Origin of the sequence: Leptospira langatensis, from assembly GCF_004770615.1 — a bacterium.
GTDB lineage: Bacteria > Spirochaetota > Leptospiria > Leptospirales > Leptospiraceae > Leptospira_B > Leptospira_B langatensis.
This window is the reverse complement of record NZ_RQER01000001.1, coordinates 562579-578442: the sequence shown is the minus strand read 5'-3', so window position 1 is coordinate 578442 and position 15864 is coordinate 562579. Positions and strand designations below refer to the sequence as shown.

Here is a 15864-nt window from a genome sequence, read left to right as displayed (position 1 = left end):
TCTTAGAACCGGTAGTCCCCGATACCGAATACGAACTGGAATGCATGATCCGATTCGTATTGAGCAAAGGGAGCCCAGAAGTTTCCGGTCGGTCTTAGCTTTTGCGCAAAGTAAATACGTAGAGGAAGAACGGGGATCTGGATCCTTAAACCCACTCCCCAAGAATATCTCATCCTATCGAATGCGACGTTATCCGCGGATAGCACAAGTCTTGCCGGGTTATTCAGGTCGTCGTAGGTAACGTCAGCCTTTCGTCCGTTCAATGGATTGAAGTTGTTTTGGATGTACCAACCCAGAGGATTTGCTTGGATGGCAGCTTCCTTATTCTTATCATAATTATCGAAGTAATCTTTTTTAGTTCCTACGAAACGGTTGACCTGTTCGTACAAAGCTCCCCCGTCCAAGAAGACGACAAGCCAAAGCAAGCTAGGCTCGATCGGGAATCGCAACTCCGTATCGAAAAGAATACGGTTCTGAGCACCGTCCCTCCACTCTGTCGGGAATTTGGCGTCGTTATAATACCAACCCCGCAAGGATTCATAACCACCTATGATGAGTAAATCCTGAGGATAGATATATGGATTCTGCACTGGATCCTGGCTATGAGAACCATGAAAAGGCGCCCTTTGGAAGATGAAAGTATTTGAAGATCGGAACTCTTGCACTACTCTCCATCTTCTAAGCGCGTTATTTCGGATCAAACCGCCAAAGGTAAAGTCGAACCAAGTATGATAATATTCACCCAGGATCCTGTACTGATCGAAGTGAGACCTTCCTCCCAAGAGCTGACCGACGTTATCTACCTGAAGTAGAAGATCGTATCCCCGAGTAGGAGCAAACACGTTATCCCGAATATCATAAGAGATACCGTTCGTGAGCTGAGAACGGAACTGCCAACCGCGTCTTACGTTTGCAAGAACGGTATCCGAAACGAGAGCCGTCGGATTCGAATAAGAATAGAACGCGGGAGTATAACGGTGGAAGTGAGTCCAGTTCGTTCCCAGACGGTGAGCAAGACCGAAAGTCAATCCCAAACCGTTGTTATCGTATGTCGCATTCTCTACAGTTGGCGCAGTCGTACTGTCCGAAATAGAGATCGTAGAAGTAGAACCTAAGAATATGGTCCGCGAGAAGTAGAACATGGAAAGGGAAAGAGACCAAGGAGTATCATTCATCCAAGGTTCCGTCCAAGACAGAGTAAATGACCTACGATATGGACCGAACTCCAAACGACCGGAAACCTTTTGTCCGGTTCCGTTCAAGTTATTCTCTCCGATCTCCGTAAAGATGGTAAATCCTGTGATAGTTCCATAACCACCACCCATGGAAACAGTTCCAGTCGGCTGCTCCAGTACTTCAATCACCAGGTTCATCTTGGTATCGTCCGAGCCCGGCCTCATATTGAAGTTTACTTCCTTGAAGTAACCTAAGTTAAAGATCCTTTCCCTTGAGCGGTTAACCAGAGTGGAGTCAAATAGATCTCCCGGTTTAAAGAGAAGTTCTCTTCGGATCACCTTGTCCTGGGTCTTTTTATTTCCCTTGATGATCACATTCTCGATCTGAGCCAGGTTATTCTCGCGGACGGTAAAGTCCACATGGACGAATTTCCTTCCTCTCAATTCAGGATTTCTATTATAAATTTCTCGTAATTTACGAATACTTAATTGTCTGTATTCTTCCTCGCAGATCTTTCTTTCCAGATCGGTTCTGCGGGAATAGCAGTTCTCGTAATACTGCAAACTCTCCTCGTCCAAGGAGACTATTTTACGGCGGGGAATGACCTGAGCGAAGATATGCCCTTTGGAACCGTAGAGTTCGTTGATCGCTCCCCTATCCCTGGAGAACACGGTCTCGTCGAAGATCTCCCCCACATCCTTTTCGCTATAATCCAAGGTCTTTTCCAACTCTGGAACGGTGAAAAGAGGTTTCAGTTTATCCTTAGGAGTATCCACCGGGTTATTTTCCTTGTTCAAGAAAATAGGTCTTCCCTCAGGATCCGTAGTCATATCGTGAGAGACAGTGTAGCCGTTAAAGTAATAGACCTGGCCCTCGTAGAGTTTGATGTTTACTATGATAACGCGTCGATTCTTAGTTTCCGGATTCTCCCAATGGATCTCCCAGTTCGTCCCTTCTCGAACGATCTCAGAATCCAAATAACCCTTACTTCGAAGATAGGCCTGGACGACTTCTTTATCTTTTTCGAATGAACTTTCTTTGAAATTCCCGCCTTCGAAAAGACCTTCCTCTTTCAAGTCCATAATACCCAAAAGTTCGGAGGTCTCCACGGTTTCGTTCCCGTAGATATTGATCTTTGCGACCGGGATCTCTTCGCCCTCGTCAATAATGAATCGAACCCTGACTAGGTTGGTTTTTGGATCCGGTTTTCCAAGTTCCACTTTCACATAAGCAAGAAAGAAACCTTCGTCCCTATATTTTTGAAGAATTAAGTCCCTGGATTTTGCGACTTTCTGGGGAGTGATTACCTCGTTTTCCTTTAGAGGCATCTTTTCTCTTAAGTCAGCTGGGAATACTTCGTCGGCACCTACGAATTCCACGTCTTTCACTCGCGGTCTTTCCTTGAGCTCAACAACGACACGGATCCCTCCGTCTATTTCTTCGGCTTGGATGTCTATGAAGTAGAAGAAACCGGAGGCAAATAAGGTCTTTAGATCCCGATCGATGATCCCGCGAGTGAGAGTCTTTCCCACTTTCAATTCGATCATCGAATCGATCTCTGAGTCAGAGGTGTTTTTGTTCCCAATGAATTTGATCTCTTTAACGATCTTACCGAAGTAATCTCCTTTCTTAGAGAGCAATTGGGATATTTCGCCGGAGAAAAAGAAGGAGCCCGTTAAACAGAATACGGCGAATAACTTACTGATCTGTGCTTTTCGTTTCAAGAGTCTTTTAGAAATCGCCTACAGGCTATTTTAAAATTTAATTGTAAGCTTGTGGTGATATATTCTTTACGCAAGAGGTCTCGATTCAGGAAAACGAATCACTGACCTCCAGGCTGACGTACCATTGCAAGATTGAATCTTGTGACACCGGCTTCATTCACTTTATCGATCACTTTTACAATTGTTTGGTAATTTGCTCCGCCATCCCCGCGAATAATTACTCTATTTTTACTCGAGTCCTTCTTGTCCTTCTCTTCGCCACTGTTCGTGCCGTTGAAGATCTTGATCTTCTCCGTTAATTTCTCTAACGGAACCGGCTCTGTATCTTTATCTAAGAAGATCTTACCGTCCTTATTTACGGTAATCACTAGTTCGTCTTTTTTCTTTTCCTGAGCGGAATTGGAAGATCGAGGAAGCTCCACCTTGATCACGGTAGCCTTTTCCAAAGTAGCATTCATCAAAAAGTAGATCACGATGAAGCTGATCACATCGATCATCGGAGCAAGCTCGATCTGGCCCGCTCTTAAACCGCTTTCTCCCCGACTCCACTTTCTGAATTTCATGATTATTTCAAAAACCTAAGCGCTTGCTCGGAGAAGCTTTCCATTTCTGCAATCGCATCTTCTTTTCTTTTTTGGAAGAAGTTATGGAAGATGTACGCAGGAATAGCTACTCCCAGTCCCATAGCAGTGGTGATCAATGCCTCACTGATCCCTACTTCGGCCCCTCTGGTTCCGGACCCTTCTGCAAAGGAGCGAATGATCCCAAGTACTGTCCCGAGTACTCCGAGCAGCGGAGAGATCGTTGCAATCGTTGCCAAAGGAGAAAGGAATTTTTCCATTCTCTGGATCTGATTTAAACCCTGGGTAATAAATTCGTCGTCAACAGAAGAAGCGCTTCGTTTGTATTGAGCGATCCCCGCTTGTAAAACCTGAGAAACCGGTCCCTGGCTCAGGCTCCGCATCAGATCAGCCGCGGAGTCGTAATTCTTTTCTCTCAGAAGATCTTTTACTCTTCTCCAATCATCCGGAGAAATGGACTTCCAACGAGAAAAGAAGATCAGCCTTTCAATGATAATTGTAAATCCTATAATAGATACAAGAAGGATCAAAATAGGGATGGTTTCCGGTGGAATAATGGAAACCAAAGAATCTGTTTTAGCAAGGATCATGTCGGCTTAGGTTCTCCAAGGAGTAGGGTTTCCAACTCGGCTGTCCCTGCCAAACGATTTTTAAAAGGAATGCCTTCTTTTTGACCGTATGGAAAATCCACTCAGTAAAAATGCGAGAAAGGCGGTTTTTTATACCGCCTTTTTTTTCAGCAATTCCTTTGCGTGATGCAGAGCGCCTTTAGATATGTTCTGACCCGAGATCATCCTCGCAAGTTCCAACGTCCTCTCTTCCATTCCTAAGAATTCTGCTTCGGAGATTGTTCGACCGTCTTTTATATGTTTACTCACTAAAAGATGGTGATCTGCCGCCGCCGCAATCTGCTGCAGGTGAGTAACTAGGATGATCTGATGAGTTTTGGATAAGACTCTTAATTTCTTTGCCACATCCAAAGCGATCTCTCCACCCAGACCGGAGTCAACCTCGTCAAAAACTAAAACTTTTCCATCAAAATTGGAACCTAATACGCTCTTTATGGCCAACATCACTCTGGAGATCTCTCCACCGGAAGCGATCTTACGTAAAGGCCTTGGTTTTTCGCCCGGATTCGGACTGAAGTAGAATTCTGCCTGATCCAATCCATACTCATTTACTAAATAAGATTTTCCTTGTGCTTCTACTTCTCCTTCCGCACTTGTTTCCCAACGAAGCACCACTTGCAAACCGGCACCTTGCATTCCGAGCACTTCTAATTCAGATTTCAATTTGGTTTCGAAGCGGTTTAAGACTTCTCTTCTTGCCTTGGACAATTGCAGACACAATTGGGTCAATTTGTCTGCCGCTCTTTTCCTCTCCTTCTCTAAAGATACTTTAGAATCCAGATTCTGCTCTAGAGCTGCCAGTTCGTCTTCTGCCTTCTTTTTCGTATTTAAGATCTCTAAAATAGAAGAACCGTATTTTTTCTTTAATTTTTGGATCAGATCCAGTCTGGATTGCACATGAGAGAGACGTTCCGGAGAGAAGAAGACCTCTTCCTTTTGGTCTTGGGCACTGGCATTGATCTCTCGAATGGTTACATAAACATCTTTTAATGAAGAATCCATCTCTTCTAAAGAAGTACTGAAGGATTTGATCTTATCGGAAGCGGCCAAGATCTTAGGAAAGGATCCCAAAATAGAAGATTCACTTTCATGCAAATACCCGGTGATCAGATCCAGGTTCTCTGCCAACTTTTCGCCATGGGTAAGAAGATGCTCTTCCTTAGAGAGTTCCTCTTCTTCTCCCTCCTTCAGATTGGCGCCATGGATCTCCTCGATCTGGTACTGTAGGATCTCTTTCTTGCGGTTCTTATCCGCATGGTTCATCTCCAATTCTTCTAGCCTTTTTTTGAGGCTCTTATAGGTAAGAAAGCCCTCTCGCACCTCTCCCCTCAAAGGAACGAGCCCGGCATAGGAATCCAGTATATCCAACTGCTGGGTCTTGTCCAAGAGTAGGATCTGGTCGTTCTGGTTATGTACTTCGGAGAGCAATTCGCCCAATCCTCGAAGCACCTGAACAGAAGAAAGAGAATGATTGATCTGGATCTTGGTCTTTCCATCCCGAGAAAATTCCTTTCTGATCACTAGAGAGGGACCGTTGAGAGGAAATCCATGCTCCTCGATCCACTGCTTTGCACTCGGATTATTGGAAATATCAAAAGCGGCTTCGAGACAGTACTTGTCCGAACCAGTTCGAATATCCATCGCACTACTCTTTCCCCCCAGAAGAGAGGATATAGCATCCAAGAGTAAGGACTTACCGGAACCGGTTTCTCCTGTAATCGCAGTTAGGCCGGATCTCAAATCAATTTGAGCAGAATCGATTAAAGCAAAATCTCGAATAGAAAGCGTTTGAAGCATAGAGCCCCCTTATTTATACCTTAATATTCGTTTACTTATAAATTTTTGTAAACTATTTTTTTGTATAGTATTCATAAATTTCATTCCGCTCCGATCGGAGTTGCGAAGGAGTATTTTAAAGAAACTTTACAAACAAGTTTCCAATAGAATGCAAAGGACGAAATCGCTCTGAGAAGGCTTGTAATCCGGCGAAATCGGATTTTTGATTGCCTGATTCGTCCGAGAGGAAAGAATAGGTTTCGATTTTCTCCTCCGAAGGACGAGCATGGCAAAAAGCTTTAAACAATTAGACGCCCAGCTCTCTGACTATATCCGCAATCGTTCCCGCATCTCCGTTCAATCCTCTCGCATGAACTCCAAATTGGAGAAGTATGTACTGAGGATCCTGACGGAAGTTCTGGAAAAACTAGGACAGTCCAGATACATCGAAATGCTTTATACCATCACGAAAGAGATGGCGATCAACGGAGTGAAGGCGAATCAGAAACGGGTATTCTTCGAAGACATAGGATTAGATATCCGTAACGCGGAGCATTACGATAGCGGTCTTGCTAAGTTCAAAGAGAACTTCTCCGAAAAGATGGCAGACGAATACGGAAAGCGCTGTTTAGCGAGAGGAGTATTCGTTAAGATCAATATCATCTACGCAACCGAAGGTTTGGTAGTAGAAGTCGTAAATAATACTCCCGTAATCGAGATCGAAGAGGCTCGTATGCGGGAGAAGATGAGAAAGGCAATGGAGTACAACGATATTGCCGAGTTCTATATGGACAATATGGACAATACGGAAGGAGCCGGACTTGGGATCGCTCTTATTATGATCCTTCTCAAGAGCGAGAATATCGATCCGAACCTATTCCGGATCCAAACCCAGGCCTCGGAAACAGTCGCCAGAGTAGAGATCCCTTTCACCGATAAATACGTAACCATTAGAAGTAAGGAAATCAACCAAGTTGGAAATCACAAATAAGACCGCTGTAGTCACCGGTTCGGCCGGAGGCTTAGGCAAGGAAATGGCGATCCATTTCGCCAAATTGGGAGCCAATATCGTACTATCCGATATCTCCGGGGAAAAATTAGAGATCGCTAAGAAAGAGATCGAGGCCTTGGGCGCAAAAGTCATCGCAGTGCAAACCGACGTCTCTAAGGAAAAAGACGCCGAGAAACTCATGCAGGATGCGGTTTCTGCCTTTGGCTCCGTAGACATTGCCGTGCTCAATGCCGGCATTCTCAGGGACGGTCTTCTGATCAAAGCGGATAAACAGACTGGAAAGGTAGCCTCCAAGCTTTCTTTGGCGGAATGGCAATCCGTCATAGACGTAAACCTCACAGGTGTATTCCTAACCGGTAGAGAAGCGGCCGTTCAAATGGTAAATCATGGGACCAAGGGAGTGATCATCCCGATCGCTTCCGTTTCTATGCACGGAAACCCGGGCCAGACCAATTATTCCGCTGCTAAGGCGGGAGTAGCCGCTATGACCCGTTTATGGGCCAAGGAACTCAGCCGTTACGGGATCCGAGTAGCAGGGATCGCTCCCGGCTTTATCGCTACGGAAATGGTAATGAAGGATATGAATCCGGAGGCTCTTAAGAAATGGGAGGCTCAGATCCCGATCGGAAGATTAGGAAGGCCGGATGAGATTGCTAGTACTGCTGTATTCATTGCTCAGAATGATTTGGTGGACGGAGTAGTTCTAGAAATATCCGGAGGCGTGAAGATCTAAATCGTTTAACGCTTCCTATTAGGGAATCGATCGATTCCCTAATCCTCTCTGCTTCCGTTCTTCCATACTTTTGCCTTCAATTTTCAATTTTTCTAATTTAACTCGTTCGAAAATAGGAGCATGCCTCGTACTAACTTTAACATTGAATTATCTTTTTAATAAATTCAAAGAATCTAATAATCCCCGAAGTCTATCCGAACATTAGAATATAGAATTTTTCATTTTTTTAAAGGAACGAATAAGAAATATGAAAATATAATAAAACTCGACTGTTTATATTTATCTTAAGCGCTCGAGCAGGCATTCGATAACGTCTTTTTGGTAATAAATTATTTTGTTCCGAATTCCATAATTATATCATAATTTACACGAATGATAATTTTACAAAAATTTGAGATTGGATTCGTAAATCCTTGTAAATTTCCTAAGATATAGTAGAATGGATTCAAATACAACAGAAGGCAGACTATGGCAGCCCAAAAGTTAGACATTAAGAAAACTCATCTGGACTCTACTATCCGCGGCTTAAAAGCGGTAGCGCATCCGGACAGATTGAAAATATTACTTCATCTTTCTAAAAAAGAACACAGCGTAGGCGAGTTAGTTGATGCGTTAGGCATCAGCCAATCGGCAGCATCTCAACATTTAAGCAAAATGAAAGAAGCCGGTTACCTAGGCAGCAAGAAAGTCTCTAATCAAGTTTTCTACTCGATCAAAGACGCAAAATTCAAAGCTTTTGCAAAATCCTTACTTCAGATCTTCTCTAAGTAATTCATGAACTGCGGGGGTTCGACAGAACCCCTTTTACTCTTCTTCCTTCCTTAACAAGGAAACGTAATCCGCTATTGCCGTTCTCAAGTCGGTAAAACCTTCCTGGTAGCCGCTTTCTAGCAATCTCGCAGTCTCCGCCTTCGTAAAATACTGGTATTTTGCCTGCAAGGATTCCGGCATTTCCACGTATTCTATGTTCACAGGTTTTCCCAATGCGCTGAAAAGTGCCCCAGCCAGGTCATTCCAGGTCTCCGCGACTCCCCTTCCCACATTATATAAACCAAATTTATTTTTCTTTAATAGATGGAGGCTGATCTTTGCGGCGTCCTTAACATATAGGAAATCCCGCTTCTGCTCCCCGTCCCTATAGTCCGGTTTGTAGGATTTAAAGAGTCTCAGCTTTCCCTCGGTCAGGATCTGATCGTAACCTTTCAAGACAACGGATCTCATATCTCCCTTGTGAGCCTCTCCAAAACCGAAAATATTGAAGTATTTCACACCGGTGATCTTATGTAAGAATCCCTTCTTCTGAGCATATAGATCGAACATCTGCTTGGAATATCCGTACATATTCAAAGGCTTGAGAGGATGAATATCGGCCTGATCGTCATAGCCAAATTTCCCGTCCCCATACGTAGCAGCAGAAGAGGCATACAGGAATTTTATCTTCCGATTCAAGGACTCTTCTGCCAGGATCTTGGTATATTCGAAATTATTTCGGATCAGATAAGAAGCATCCGTCTCCGTAGTGGAGGAGCAAGCACCCAAATGGAAAATATGAGTGTAATCCTTTACGATCTTTCCTTTCTGTACTTTCTGGAGGAATTCCTCCTTTTCCAGATAATCGGAATATTCCAAATTTCTAAGATTCTTCCATTTAGAAGAAGTACCTAAATGGTCCACGACCAAAATATCCGAAATTCCTTTTTCATTCAAAAGGCGAACGATATTGCTTCCGATCAGGCCGGCTCCACCGGTAACGATCACTCGTTTCATCGACATACTCTCTCCATTCGATTAAAGCGAATCAATTAGTCTACCAAATCTAGTATCCACTTGCTTCGCGATTTTAGGATCCTCTTCCAAAACGGGAGGGTACCAGTCCTTTAATCTTGCATCTATAACGATTGGTCCGCGGAACGAAATATGGTTTCGGATCGTTTCCGTGTTCCCATAAATATCCGCAGCAGGTTCAAACCTAGTAAATACGTTCCAGATAAAATCGTGATCGGAGCGGACCGCTTCTTCCGAATTATCCACGATACAAACAAAGGTGAAATCCTTTACGATCCCTTCTTTCAAGAGAGCCTTTGCTACCCCGTCCCCTCTTTTAAATTTGGGTCCGGAAACGACCAAGACCCCGGGGCAATATACTTTAGGATTCTTAAATTTAGAATTCTTTAAAGTCCCTGTGATCTTTTCCTTCAATTTTTGGGTCTTAGGTCCTACACCTAAAAGAACTGCCTTACTTCCTTCGTTCACCTTGGGCCCAGTATAGTCCAAGGTATCCTGAGAAATATTCGAGAAGATATGCAGATCCGTTTCCGGTTGGAATCTCTCTAACGCAGCAAGGAAGGTCTTTCTAAAATCCTGGAGAGGGATCTCCTGATCCGTCACTACTAGGAATTTGGTCAGGGACAGTTGCCCTTCACCCAAAATGCGAAGAGCTCCCATAAACGCTTCTTTCTTATATCTTTCTTTTACGATGGCGGCAGCGAGAGAATGCACTCCGGATTCCTCATACGCCCAAACACCTTTTACTTGAGGCATTACGATCGGGAACATAGGGGAAAGAAGATGCTGCAAATACTCGGCGATCCAATGATCTTCTTGGGGAGGACGTCCGACAACAGTGGCTGGCCAGATCGCATTCTTTCTAGCGAATATCCTTTCTACTTGGAACACGGGATAGTCATGTTTCAGCGCATAATATCCGTAATGATCCCCAAAAGGACCCTCCGGTTTACGGATCTTAGGCGGGATCTTTCCTATGAGTGCAAAGTCCGCGTCCGCCACGATCGGCAACGTGCTAATTCCCTTCTTCTTTGTGATCTGCAAGCGTTCTCCCATTAATAGAGAAGCAAGTAAGAATTCGCTGATCTCTTCCGGCAGAGGAGCCACTGCAGAGATCGTAAGAGCGGGAGGACCTCCTACATAGATATGAGCGGGAAGGGAATTTCCTTCGGCCTCTGCTTCCGCATAATGAAAGCCTCCCCCTCTATGGATTTGGATATGCATCCCTGTCAGCTTCGGTTCGTGAAATTGGATGCGATACATTCCCAGATTCCCTTTGCCGGTTTTAGGACTTTCCGTATACACCAAGGGAAGAGTAATAAATCTTCCGGCGTCTTTCGGCCAGGATTTCAATGCGGGAAGAATATTCAGATCTTCTAATTCTGTTTCTAGTACAGGAGCCTTGCTTACCTTACGAAGACCTACTCTAAGGGCGGTCCAAGCCAAGGATCTCGCTTCCCATACTTTCTTAGGAGTGGGAGGCATAAGATGTTTTACGGAATATGCTAATTTTTGAATAAACTTTTCCGGATTCTCCCCGAATGCGATCTTGATCCGATTCTCGGAGCCGTACAGATTCGTAGCCACGGAAAAAGGAGAACCTTTTACATTCGAGAATAAGAGCGCCGGGCCTCGTTTGGCAACCACCCTTCTTTGGATTTCCGCGATCTCCAAAATGGGATCCACCTCTTCACGGATCTCCAAAAGCTCACCCTTCTTAGAAAGTTCTTTTACGAAATCGGCTGTGGATCGGATACTCATAGTTTACCTTTTAATAAAAGTTTAATTTTCCAGACCGGGCAGAACGGCTCCATTCTTTGCCAATGTCTGCTTGATCTTTTTAGCAATAGAAGAAGGAAACTCTGTTTCCAGATCTCTCCAATGGCAGTATTTGATCTCTATCGAAGGACGGGCTTTACGAAAATCCTCCAGGATCCTTTTTTCCTTCTTAGCATCCAATTCTGTCTCTGAAACAAAACCTTGGATCTTATGATGAGTGATCGTATGCTTAAACTTGATCCCTAGATCCGAAGTCTTTAAGTCCCAGTCCAAAACAGGATCCGGCTCGTAGGGATTTTTCCCCTCAAAGGAAAATGGCAAAGAATAAATGGTTTTGAAGAATCTTCTCTCAGGATAACGGACAAGAAGAATGCCTTGCTTGCCTTTAAGAATATAGAATCGGATATCCAAAGGGATTTCCTTTTTCTTCTTCTCCGTTTCCGGAATGCTCTCTTGGACCCCGTTTTGATAGGCGATGCAATCCGTTTGCAGAGGACATTGGGTACATAAAGGTTTTGGAATACAGATCCTGGCCCCAAGCTCCATGACCGCTTCGTTATGATCGCCGGGAAAGTCCCGGTTCAAAAAGGAATCTGCGATCTTTTGCAAGATCGGATCCGCCTTCGGTCCCGACTCTCGGAACATCGCAAGACGGGAAAGGACTCGCTTTGCATTTCCATCCAAAACGGCAAAAGGTAAATTATAAGAAATGGATAGAATGGCCCGGGCAGTATAAGGACCGATCCCGGGAAGGGAAAGCGCTTCTTCCAGAGTCTCAGGGAATTTTCCACGAAACTCGTTTACTAGTTTGCGAACCCCTGCCAAAAGGTTCTTAGCTCGGGAATAATATCCAAGACCTTGCCAATACCGAAAGACTTCCTCTTCTTCTGCAGAGGCAAGATCCTCCGGCTTCGGGAAGCGAGCCATGAACTTTTCGTACAAGGGAAGCATAGCTGCAACTCTTGTTTGCTGCAACATGATCTCGCTCACCCAAGTAGAATAAGGAGTCCTGTTCTTACGGAAAGGCAGGTCTCTTTTTTCTTTCAAGAACCAATTCCTAAGTTTAAGATTCGTTTTAGGATCGAACTCTTGGATCTCTAGAATCGGATCTTTTTGTTTCAGACCTGCGGGCATGTATCTGACTATCCAAGCCTTTTATTCCAGGGAGAAAAGGAGTTTTTCGAATCAGATCCTTAGGAATTCCTACAAATTATTTGGGCGGCTCCCTCGCGTCCCTCGGGCCGCGCTGCTTCGATTTCGCTACGCTCATCCAGGCTAAAAGCCTGGACTAAAGATCTACGCATCGCTGCCGCTTGTTCATTCCGGATCTCAAAGTGAAAGCTTCTAAAACGTTAAGATCCGGAGGACTCTCTGCCTAACGTGTTTAGATTCCGTTTCATCTGTTTGTAAGAGATCCTACTCACGGCGGAATCCTGAAAATAAACTTGGAATTCCTTCTCATTGAGATCCGATAGTTTATCTTTTTTGAATAGATCCCGGATCTTAAATTCTGCCATCTCCGTTTTCCAACCCTTCTTGCGGGCCTTGACTTGGTTCCAGGGACAGACCTCTTGGCAAATATCGCAGCCGTACACCCAACCGTGCAAGGAATCCACATCTTCCGATCTATCTTCGATGGTCTTGTACGAGATACATTTACGAGCGTCGATACGATACGGCTCCAAGGCTCCCGTCGGACAAGAATCGATGCAGGCTCTACAGGTGCCGCATCTATCTTTCGCAGGAGAGGCCACAAATTGAAGAGGAAGATCCGTGAATATCAAACTGATAAAGAAAAAGGATCCGTATTCTTCGTGAATTAGATTCGTATTCTTTCCGATCCAACCTAAGCCGGCTTCTCTGGCTAAAATTTTTTCAGGAACAGGAAGAGAATCCACTCCCTGTCTAAATTTTTGATTCGGATATTTAGTACGTAAGAAATCCAATAAGCATAGAGCTTTCCTACGCAGAACGGAATGATAATCTTCTCCCATAGCATATCTGGAAAAACGATACGGAAGATCCAGAGCATCGTATTCCGGATCATTGTATAAAGCGCCCAGCGCGATCACCGATTCCGGTTTGAAACCAAGACCCTCGAGCTCTAGCCTAAGATTCATATTCTTAGGATACCAATCCATCTTTCCATGGCGGCCTTCTTGTACCCAATGCAGAATATTCTCCTTATCCACCGAAGGAACAAGAGCAGGACTCACACCGAATAATTGGAATCCGTTTGCGAATGCGATTGGTCGAAGTTCGTCTAGAAGTTCTTTACTTTCGAGGACCATACTCGTACACTTTCTTTATGCAGGAAGGAGAAGATACATCTCTCGTTTCCCTCTCAGGAGGGATCCCACTCACTGAGCTTTTGGCCGCCGCCAAGGAAGCAGGTTTGGATCTTCCGAAAGAAAGAGCCAGACCTCTGGGCCGTATCCTTCTTGCGGGACTCTTAGGCGCTCTCAGAGGTTTTTCGGAAAGAGGGCTATCTCCCTTTCTTCCTACGCATAAGCATATCTTCCAAGAGATCGTGCAAGAGCTTACAGAAGTCTATACTTTTCTCTCCGAAGAGCCAAACGAAAAAATGGTCCTACAAGAGGCCTGCAATTTCGGGATCAAGAAGGTGTATCACCTAGAATGGAAGTTATATTCGTCCCACGATCTGTTTTAAGCTTAAACCGCAAAGAATAAGATCGCAGAGAAGGAGACGAGAACCACTGCTTCCAGAAGGCCGGCCCCGAAATTCTGATCCCTTTCAATCTCTTCCTTTAAAGTAGAACCGGGCAATACGACCCAGTCCGCAAAGAAATGTAGGACCGGGATCACAATGAAGGAAAGTCCCAGATCCAAAAGAAGAAGGGTCCCAGTATGCCAAAGGGACTCAAATTCTCTAAACAAGGCTCTAGTCAATAAAATGCCAATGGCAAGAAGTGCTCCTGCAAATGCAACTCCCGCAGCCAGGTTCTGTTTTTCTTCCAGCTCTACCTTAAGTTTATAAGGGATCCAAAGTTTATAATAGAAGGAAAATAGGATCATCCCGATCTGTCCGATCGAAAAAAATATAACGGATAGGATCGAGCCTATGATCGTTTTCTCTAACATGGGAGAGATTGCAAGGCCGAGTCCGTTCGGAAAAACTTTCTCCCCTATATCCCCATTCAGAGCGGCGGTGATAAAGAACGCGCTCGCAATTGTCCCGCCGAAAAGCACGGAGGACACGGCCATATTACGTTTTTCATATACTTCTTCTTGTGCGTCTATTCCGCCCAAGATCAATCCATCGTTGATCTTTTGCGAGATAAGTAGAAGGATCACTCCCAAGAAAGAGAATGCACCTACCTGAAACAGATCGCCGAGGAGGTCGTTCCCTCCGCCTGGATGAGAAACGATAGTAATAAAGATGACGATGATCCCTAGATAATATCCGGAAAGGTTTAAGGCCAAGGCGCTATTATCGGACTTTACCAGTTCCTCGTCTAGTTTACGAGGCTCCGTCCAGTCCTTGATCTTCTTACCGATATAAAAGATGAAGAAACCTAAACCGAAGAAGGCCAGGTCCTTTCCTAGGACAGAAAGATATTTCCAAACGAAATCCATGCCCGCCAGCTTACTACGCCAGGGTTAAAATTTCATAGCCTTTTTCTGTGACGAGAATCGTGTGTTCGAATTGAGCGGACCATTTTCCATCTCGAGTGGTTACCGTCCAACCATCCTTTTTGGAGAAGATTACTTCCCAGGTTCCTAGGTTCACCATCGGCTCGATAGTGAAGGTCATTCCTGGTTCTAATTTTGTGAGCTTACGATTGGAACGATAGTGAGGGATCTGAGGTTCTTCATGAAATCCCCGGCCTATCCCATGACCCATTAGGTCTCGAACAATACCATATCCTTTCGGAGTAAGATAGTCGTCGATTGCGTTTGCAATATCACTGACCCGATTGCCAGGTTTGACCTGTTCGATCCCGATCCACATGGCACGTTCCGCGTCTTTGACAAGACGTTCTACTTCGGGAGCAGCTTTGCCCCCGACAATGAAGGTCCTGGAGCTATCTCCATGATAACCATCCACTATCGGGGTAACATCCACATTCACGATGTCCCCGTCTTTCAAGATGTCCGTTGCCTTGGGAATCCCATGGCATACTACTTCGTTAATAGAAGTACAAACAGATTTCGGAAAACCTTTGTAGCCCAGGGGAGCAGATTTTCCCCCGTGTTTTTTCGTGAATTCTTCGCAGAGATCGTTAATAGCGAGAGTACTAACTCCAGGTTTAATAAACCCGGATATGTAGTCCAGAAGTGCGGCGGCTAACTTGCCGGCCGCCCTCATTTTCTCGATTTCAGTCTTGTTCTTGATGTAGATCAAGAATCTCTTAGAAGTCGGTTGGTCTAACCGTAGTGCGTTTGTTCGCCTCGGTACGTTTCAGTGCATCGTCGATCAGCCCGTACAGCTTTTCATTTAAGCCGTCGACTGCGTCTCCGGAAGTCATAAAGCCTTTAGATTTGATGTAAGCTTTTACCTTGCTTGCGACGATGAGGGTATCCTTTTCAGCGCTTTGAGCCATGGAATTCTTCCTCTTAACAGTAGTTTTCTTTTTTTGTACCATACGAACGAGCTTTGGGAGCTTCTCCTTTTTCTCCATCCCGAGACTTTCCGGAACGTATCGAA

15 protein-coding genes are annotated in these 15864 nt (G+C 44.7%); 4 read left to right on the top strand and 11 right to left on the bottom strand.

Going from position 1 to position 15864, the window contains the following annotated elements:
- Nucleotides 1-2 precede the first annotated feature (2 nt).
- The 4 genes from EHO57_RS02545 to recN form a co-directional block, all read right to left on the bottom strand.
- Complete coding sequence (locus tag EHO57_RS02545) at nucleotides 3-2900, bottom strand: BamA/OMP85 family outer membrane protein (RefSeq protein ID WP_135647191.1); 2898 nt, start codon at nucleotides 2898-2900, stop codon at nucleotides 3-5.
- Between the two features lie 98 nt (nucleotides 2901-2998).
- On the bottom strand, nucleotides 2999-3463 hold the full coding sequence (locus EHO57_RS02540; protein ID WP_135647190.1) for an ExbD/TolR family protein: 465 nt from the start codon (nucleotides 3461-3463) through the stop codon (nucleotides 2999-3001).
- A gap of 2 nt (nucleotides 3464-3465) precedes the next feature.
- A complete protein-coding gene (locus EHO57_RS02535) occupies nucleotides 3466-4071 on the bottom strand; it encodes a MotA/TolQ/ExbB proton channel family protein (RefSeq protein WP_135647189.1) in 606 nt (201 codons plus the stop codon).
- 129 nt (nucleotides 4072-4200) lie between these two features.
- Nucleotides 4201-5907, bottom strand: a complete 1707-nt coding sequence (gene recN / locus EHO57_RS02530) for a DNA repair protein RecN (protein WP_135647188.1) — start codon at nucleotides 5905-5907, stop codon at nucleotides 4201-4203.
- 265 nt (nucleotides 5908-6172) lie between these two features.
- Here recN and EHO57_RS02525 point away from each other — a divergent pair, with 265 nt between their 5' ends.
- The 3 genes from EHO57_RS02525 to EHO57_RS02515 all read left to right on the top strand — a co-directional run bounded on the left by EHO57_RS02525 (nucleotide 6173) and on the right by EHO57_RS02515 (nucleotide 8402).
- Nucleotides 6173-6877 carry a histidine kinase gene (locus EHO57_RS02525; RefSeq protein ID WP_135647187.1) on the top strand — a complete coding sequence of 235 codons (705 nt, stop codon included), beginning with the start codon at nucleotides 6173-6175 and terminating at the stop codon, nucleotides 6875-6877.
- Nucleotides 6861-7631, top strand: coding sequence for an SDR family NAD(P)-dependent oxidoreductase (locus EHO57_RS02520; RefSeq protein WP_135647186.1), 771 nt, complete (start codon nucleotides 6861-6863; stop codon nucleotides 7629-7631). Before EHO57_RS02525 ends, EHO57_RS02520 begins: the two co-directional genes overlap by 17 nt.
- 468 nt (nucleotides 7632-8099) lie before the next feature.
- Nucleotides 8100-8402 (top strand): ArsR/SmtB family transcription factor, encoded by a 303-nt coding sequence (locus tag EHO57_RS02515; RefSeq protein WP_100769362.1) that lies wholly within the window; start codon nucleotides 8100-8102, stop codon nucleotides 8400-8402.
- 33 nt (nucleotides 8403-8435) lie between these two features.
- On the opposite strand, the gene rfaD is transcribed toward EHO57_RS02515, so the two are convergent.
- The 4 genes from rfaD to queG all read right to left on the bottom strand — a co-directional run bounded on the left by rfaD (nucleotide 8436) and on the right by queG (nucleotide 13486).
- The gene (gene rfaD, locus EHO57_RS02510; protein ID WP_167882321.1) at nucleotides 8436-9404 is read right to left on the bottom strand and encodes an ADP-glyceromanno-heptose 6-epimerase; all 969 of its coding nucleotides are present in this window, start codon (nucleotides 9402-9404) and stop codon (nucleotides 8436-8438) included.
- A gap of 15 nt (nucleotides 9405-9419) precedes the next feature.
- On the bottom strand, nucleotides 9420-11177 hold the full coding sequence (locus EHO57_RS02505) for a UbiD family decarboxylase (protein WP_135647185.1): 1758 nt from the start codon (nucleotides 11175-11177) through the stop codon (nucleotides 9420-9422).
- Between the two features lie 21 nt (nucleotides 11178-11198).
- Nucleotides 11199-12329 carry an A/G-specific adenine glycosylase gene (locus EHO57_RS02500; RefSeq protein ID WP_135647184.1) on the bottom strand — a complete coding sequence of 377 codons (1131 nt, stop codon included), beginning with the start codon at nucleotides 12327-12329 and terminating at the stop codon, nucleotides 11199-11201.
- Between the two features lie 218 nt (nucleotides 12330-12547).
- Nucleotides 12548-13486, bottom strand: a complete 939-nt coding sequence (gene queG / locus EHO57_RS02495; protein WP_135647183.1) for a tRNA epoxyqueuosine(34) reductase QueG — start codon at nucleotides 13484-13486, stop codon at nucleotides 12548-12550.
- A gap of 17 nt (nucleotides 13487-13503) precedes the next feature.
- Here queG and EHO57_RS02490 point away from each other — a divergent pair, with 17 nt between their 5' ends.
- The gene (locus EHO57_RS02490; RefSeq protein WP_135647182.1) at nucleotides 13504-13866 is read left to right on the top strand and encodes an LIC_11502 family protein; all 363 of its coding nucleotides are present in this window, start codon (nucleotides 13504-13506) and stop codon (nucleotides 13864-13866) included.
- 2 nt (nucleotides 13867-13868) lie between these two features.
- Here the strand turns inward: EHO57_RS02490 and EHO57_RS02485 are convergent, their stop codons facing one another.
- The 3 genes from EHO57_RS02485 to EHO57_RS02475 are packed head-to-tail and all read right to left on the bottom strand — an operon-like array spanning nucleotide 13869 to nucleotide 15802.
- Nucleotides 13869-14792: a DUF350 domain-containing protein gene (locus EHO57_RS02485; protein WP_135647181.1), complete on the bottom strand. Its 924-nt coding sequence runs from the start codon at nucleotides 14790-14792 to the stop codon at nucleotides 13869-13871.
- Nucleotides 14793-14805: 13 nt separating this feature from the next.
- Nucleotides 14806-15561, bottom strand: coding sequence for a type I methionyl aminopeptidase (gene map, locus EHO57_RS02480; RefSeq protein WP_135647180.1), 756 nt, complete (start codon nucleotides 15559-15561; stop codon nucleotides 14806-14808).
- Between the two features lie 7 nt (nucleotides 15562-15568).
- Nucleotides 15569-15802 carry a hypothetical protein gene (locus EHO57_RS02475; protein WP_010515511.1) on the bottom strand — a complete coding sequence of 78 codons (234 nt, stop codon included), beginning with the start codon at nucleotides 15800-15802 and terminating at the stop codon, nucleotides 15569-15571.
- Nucleotides 15803-15864: the final 62 nt, after the last annotated feature.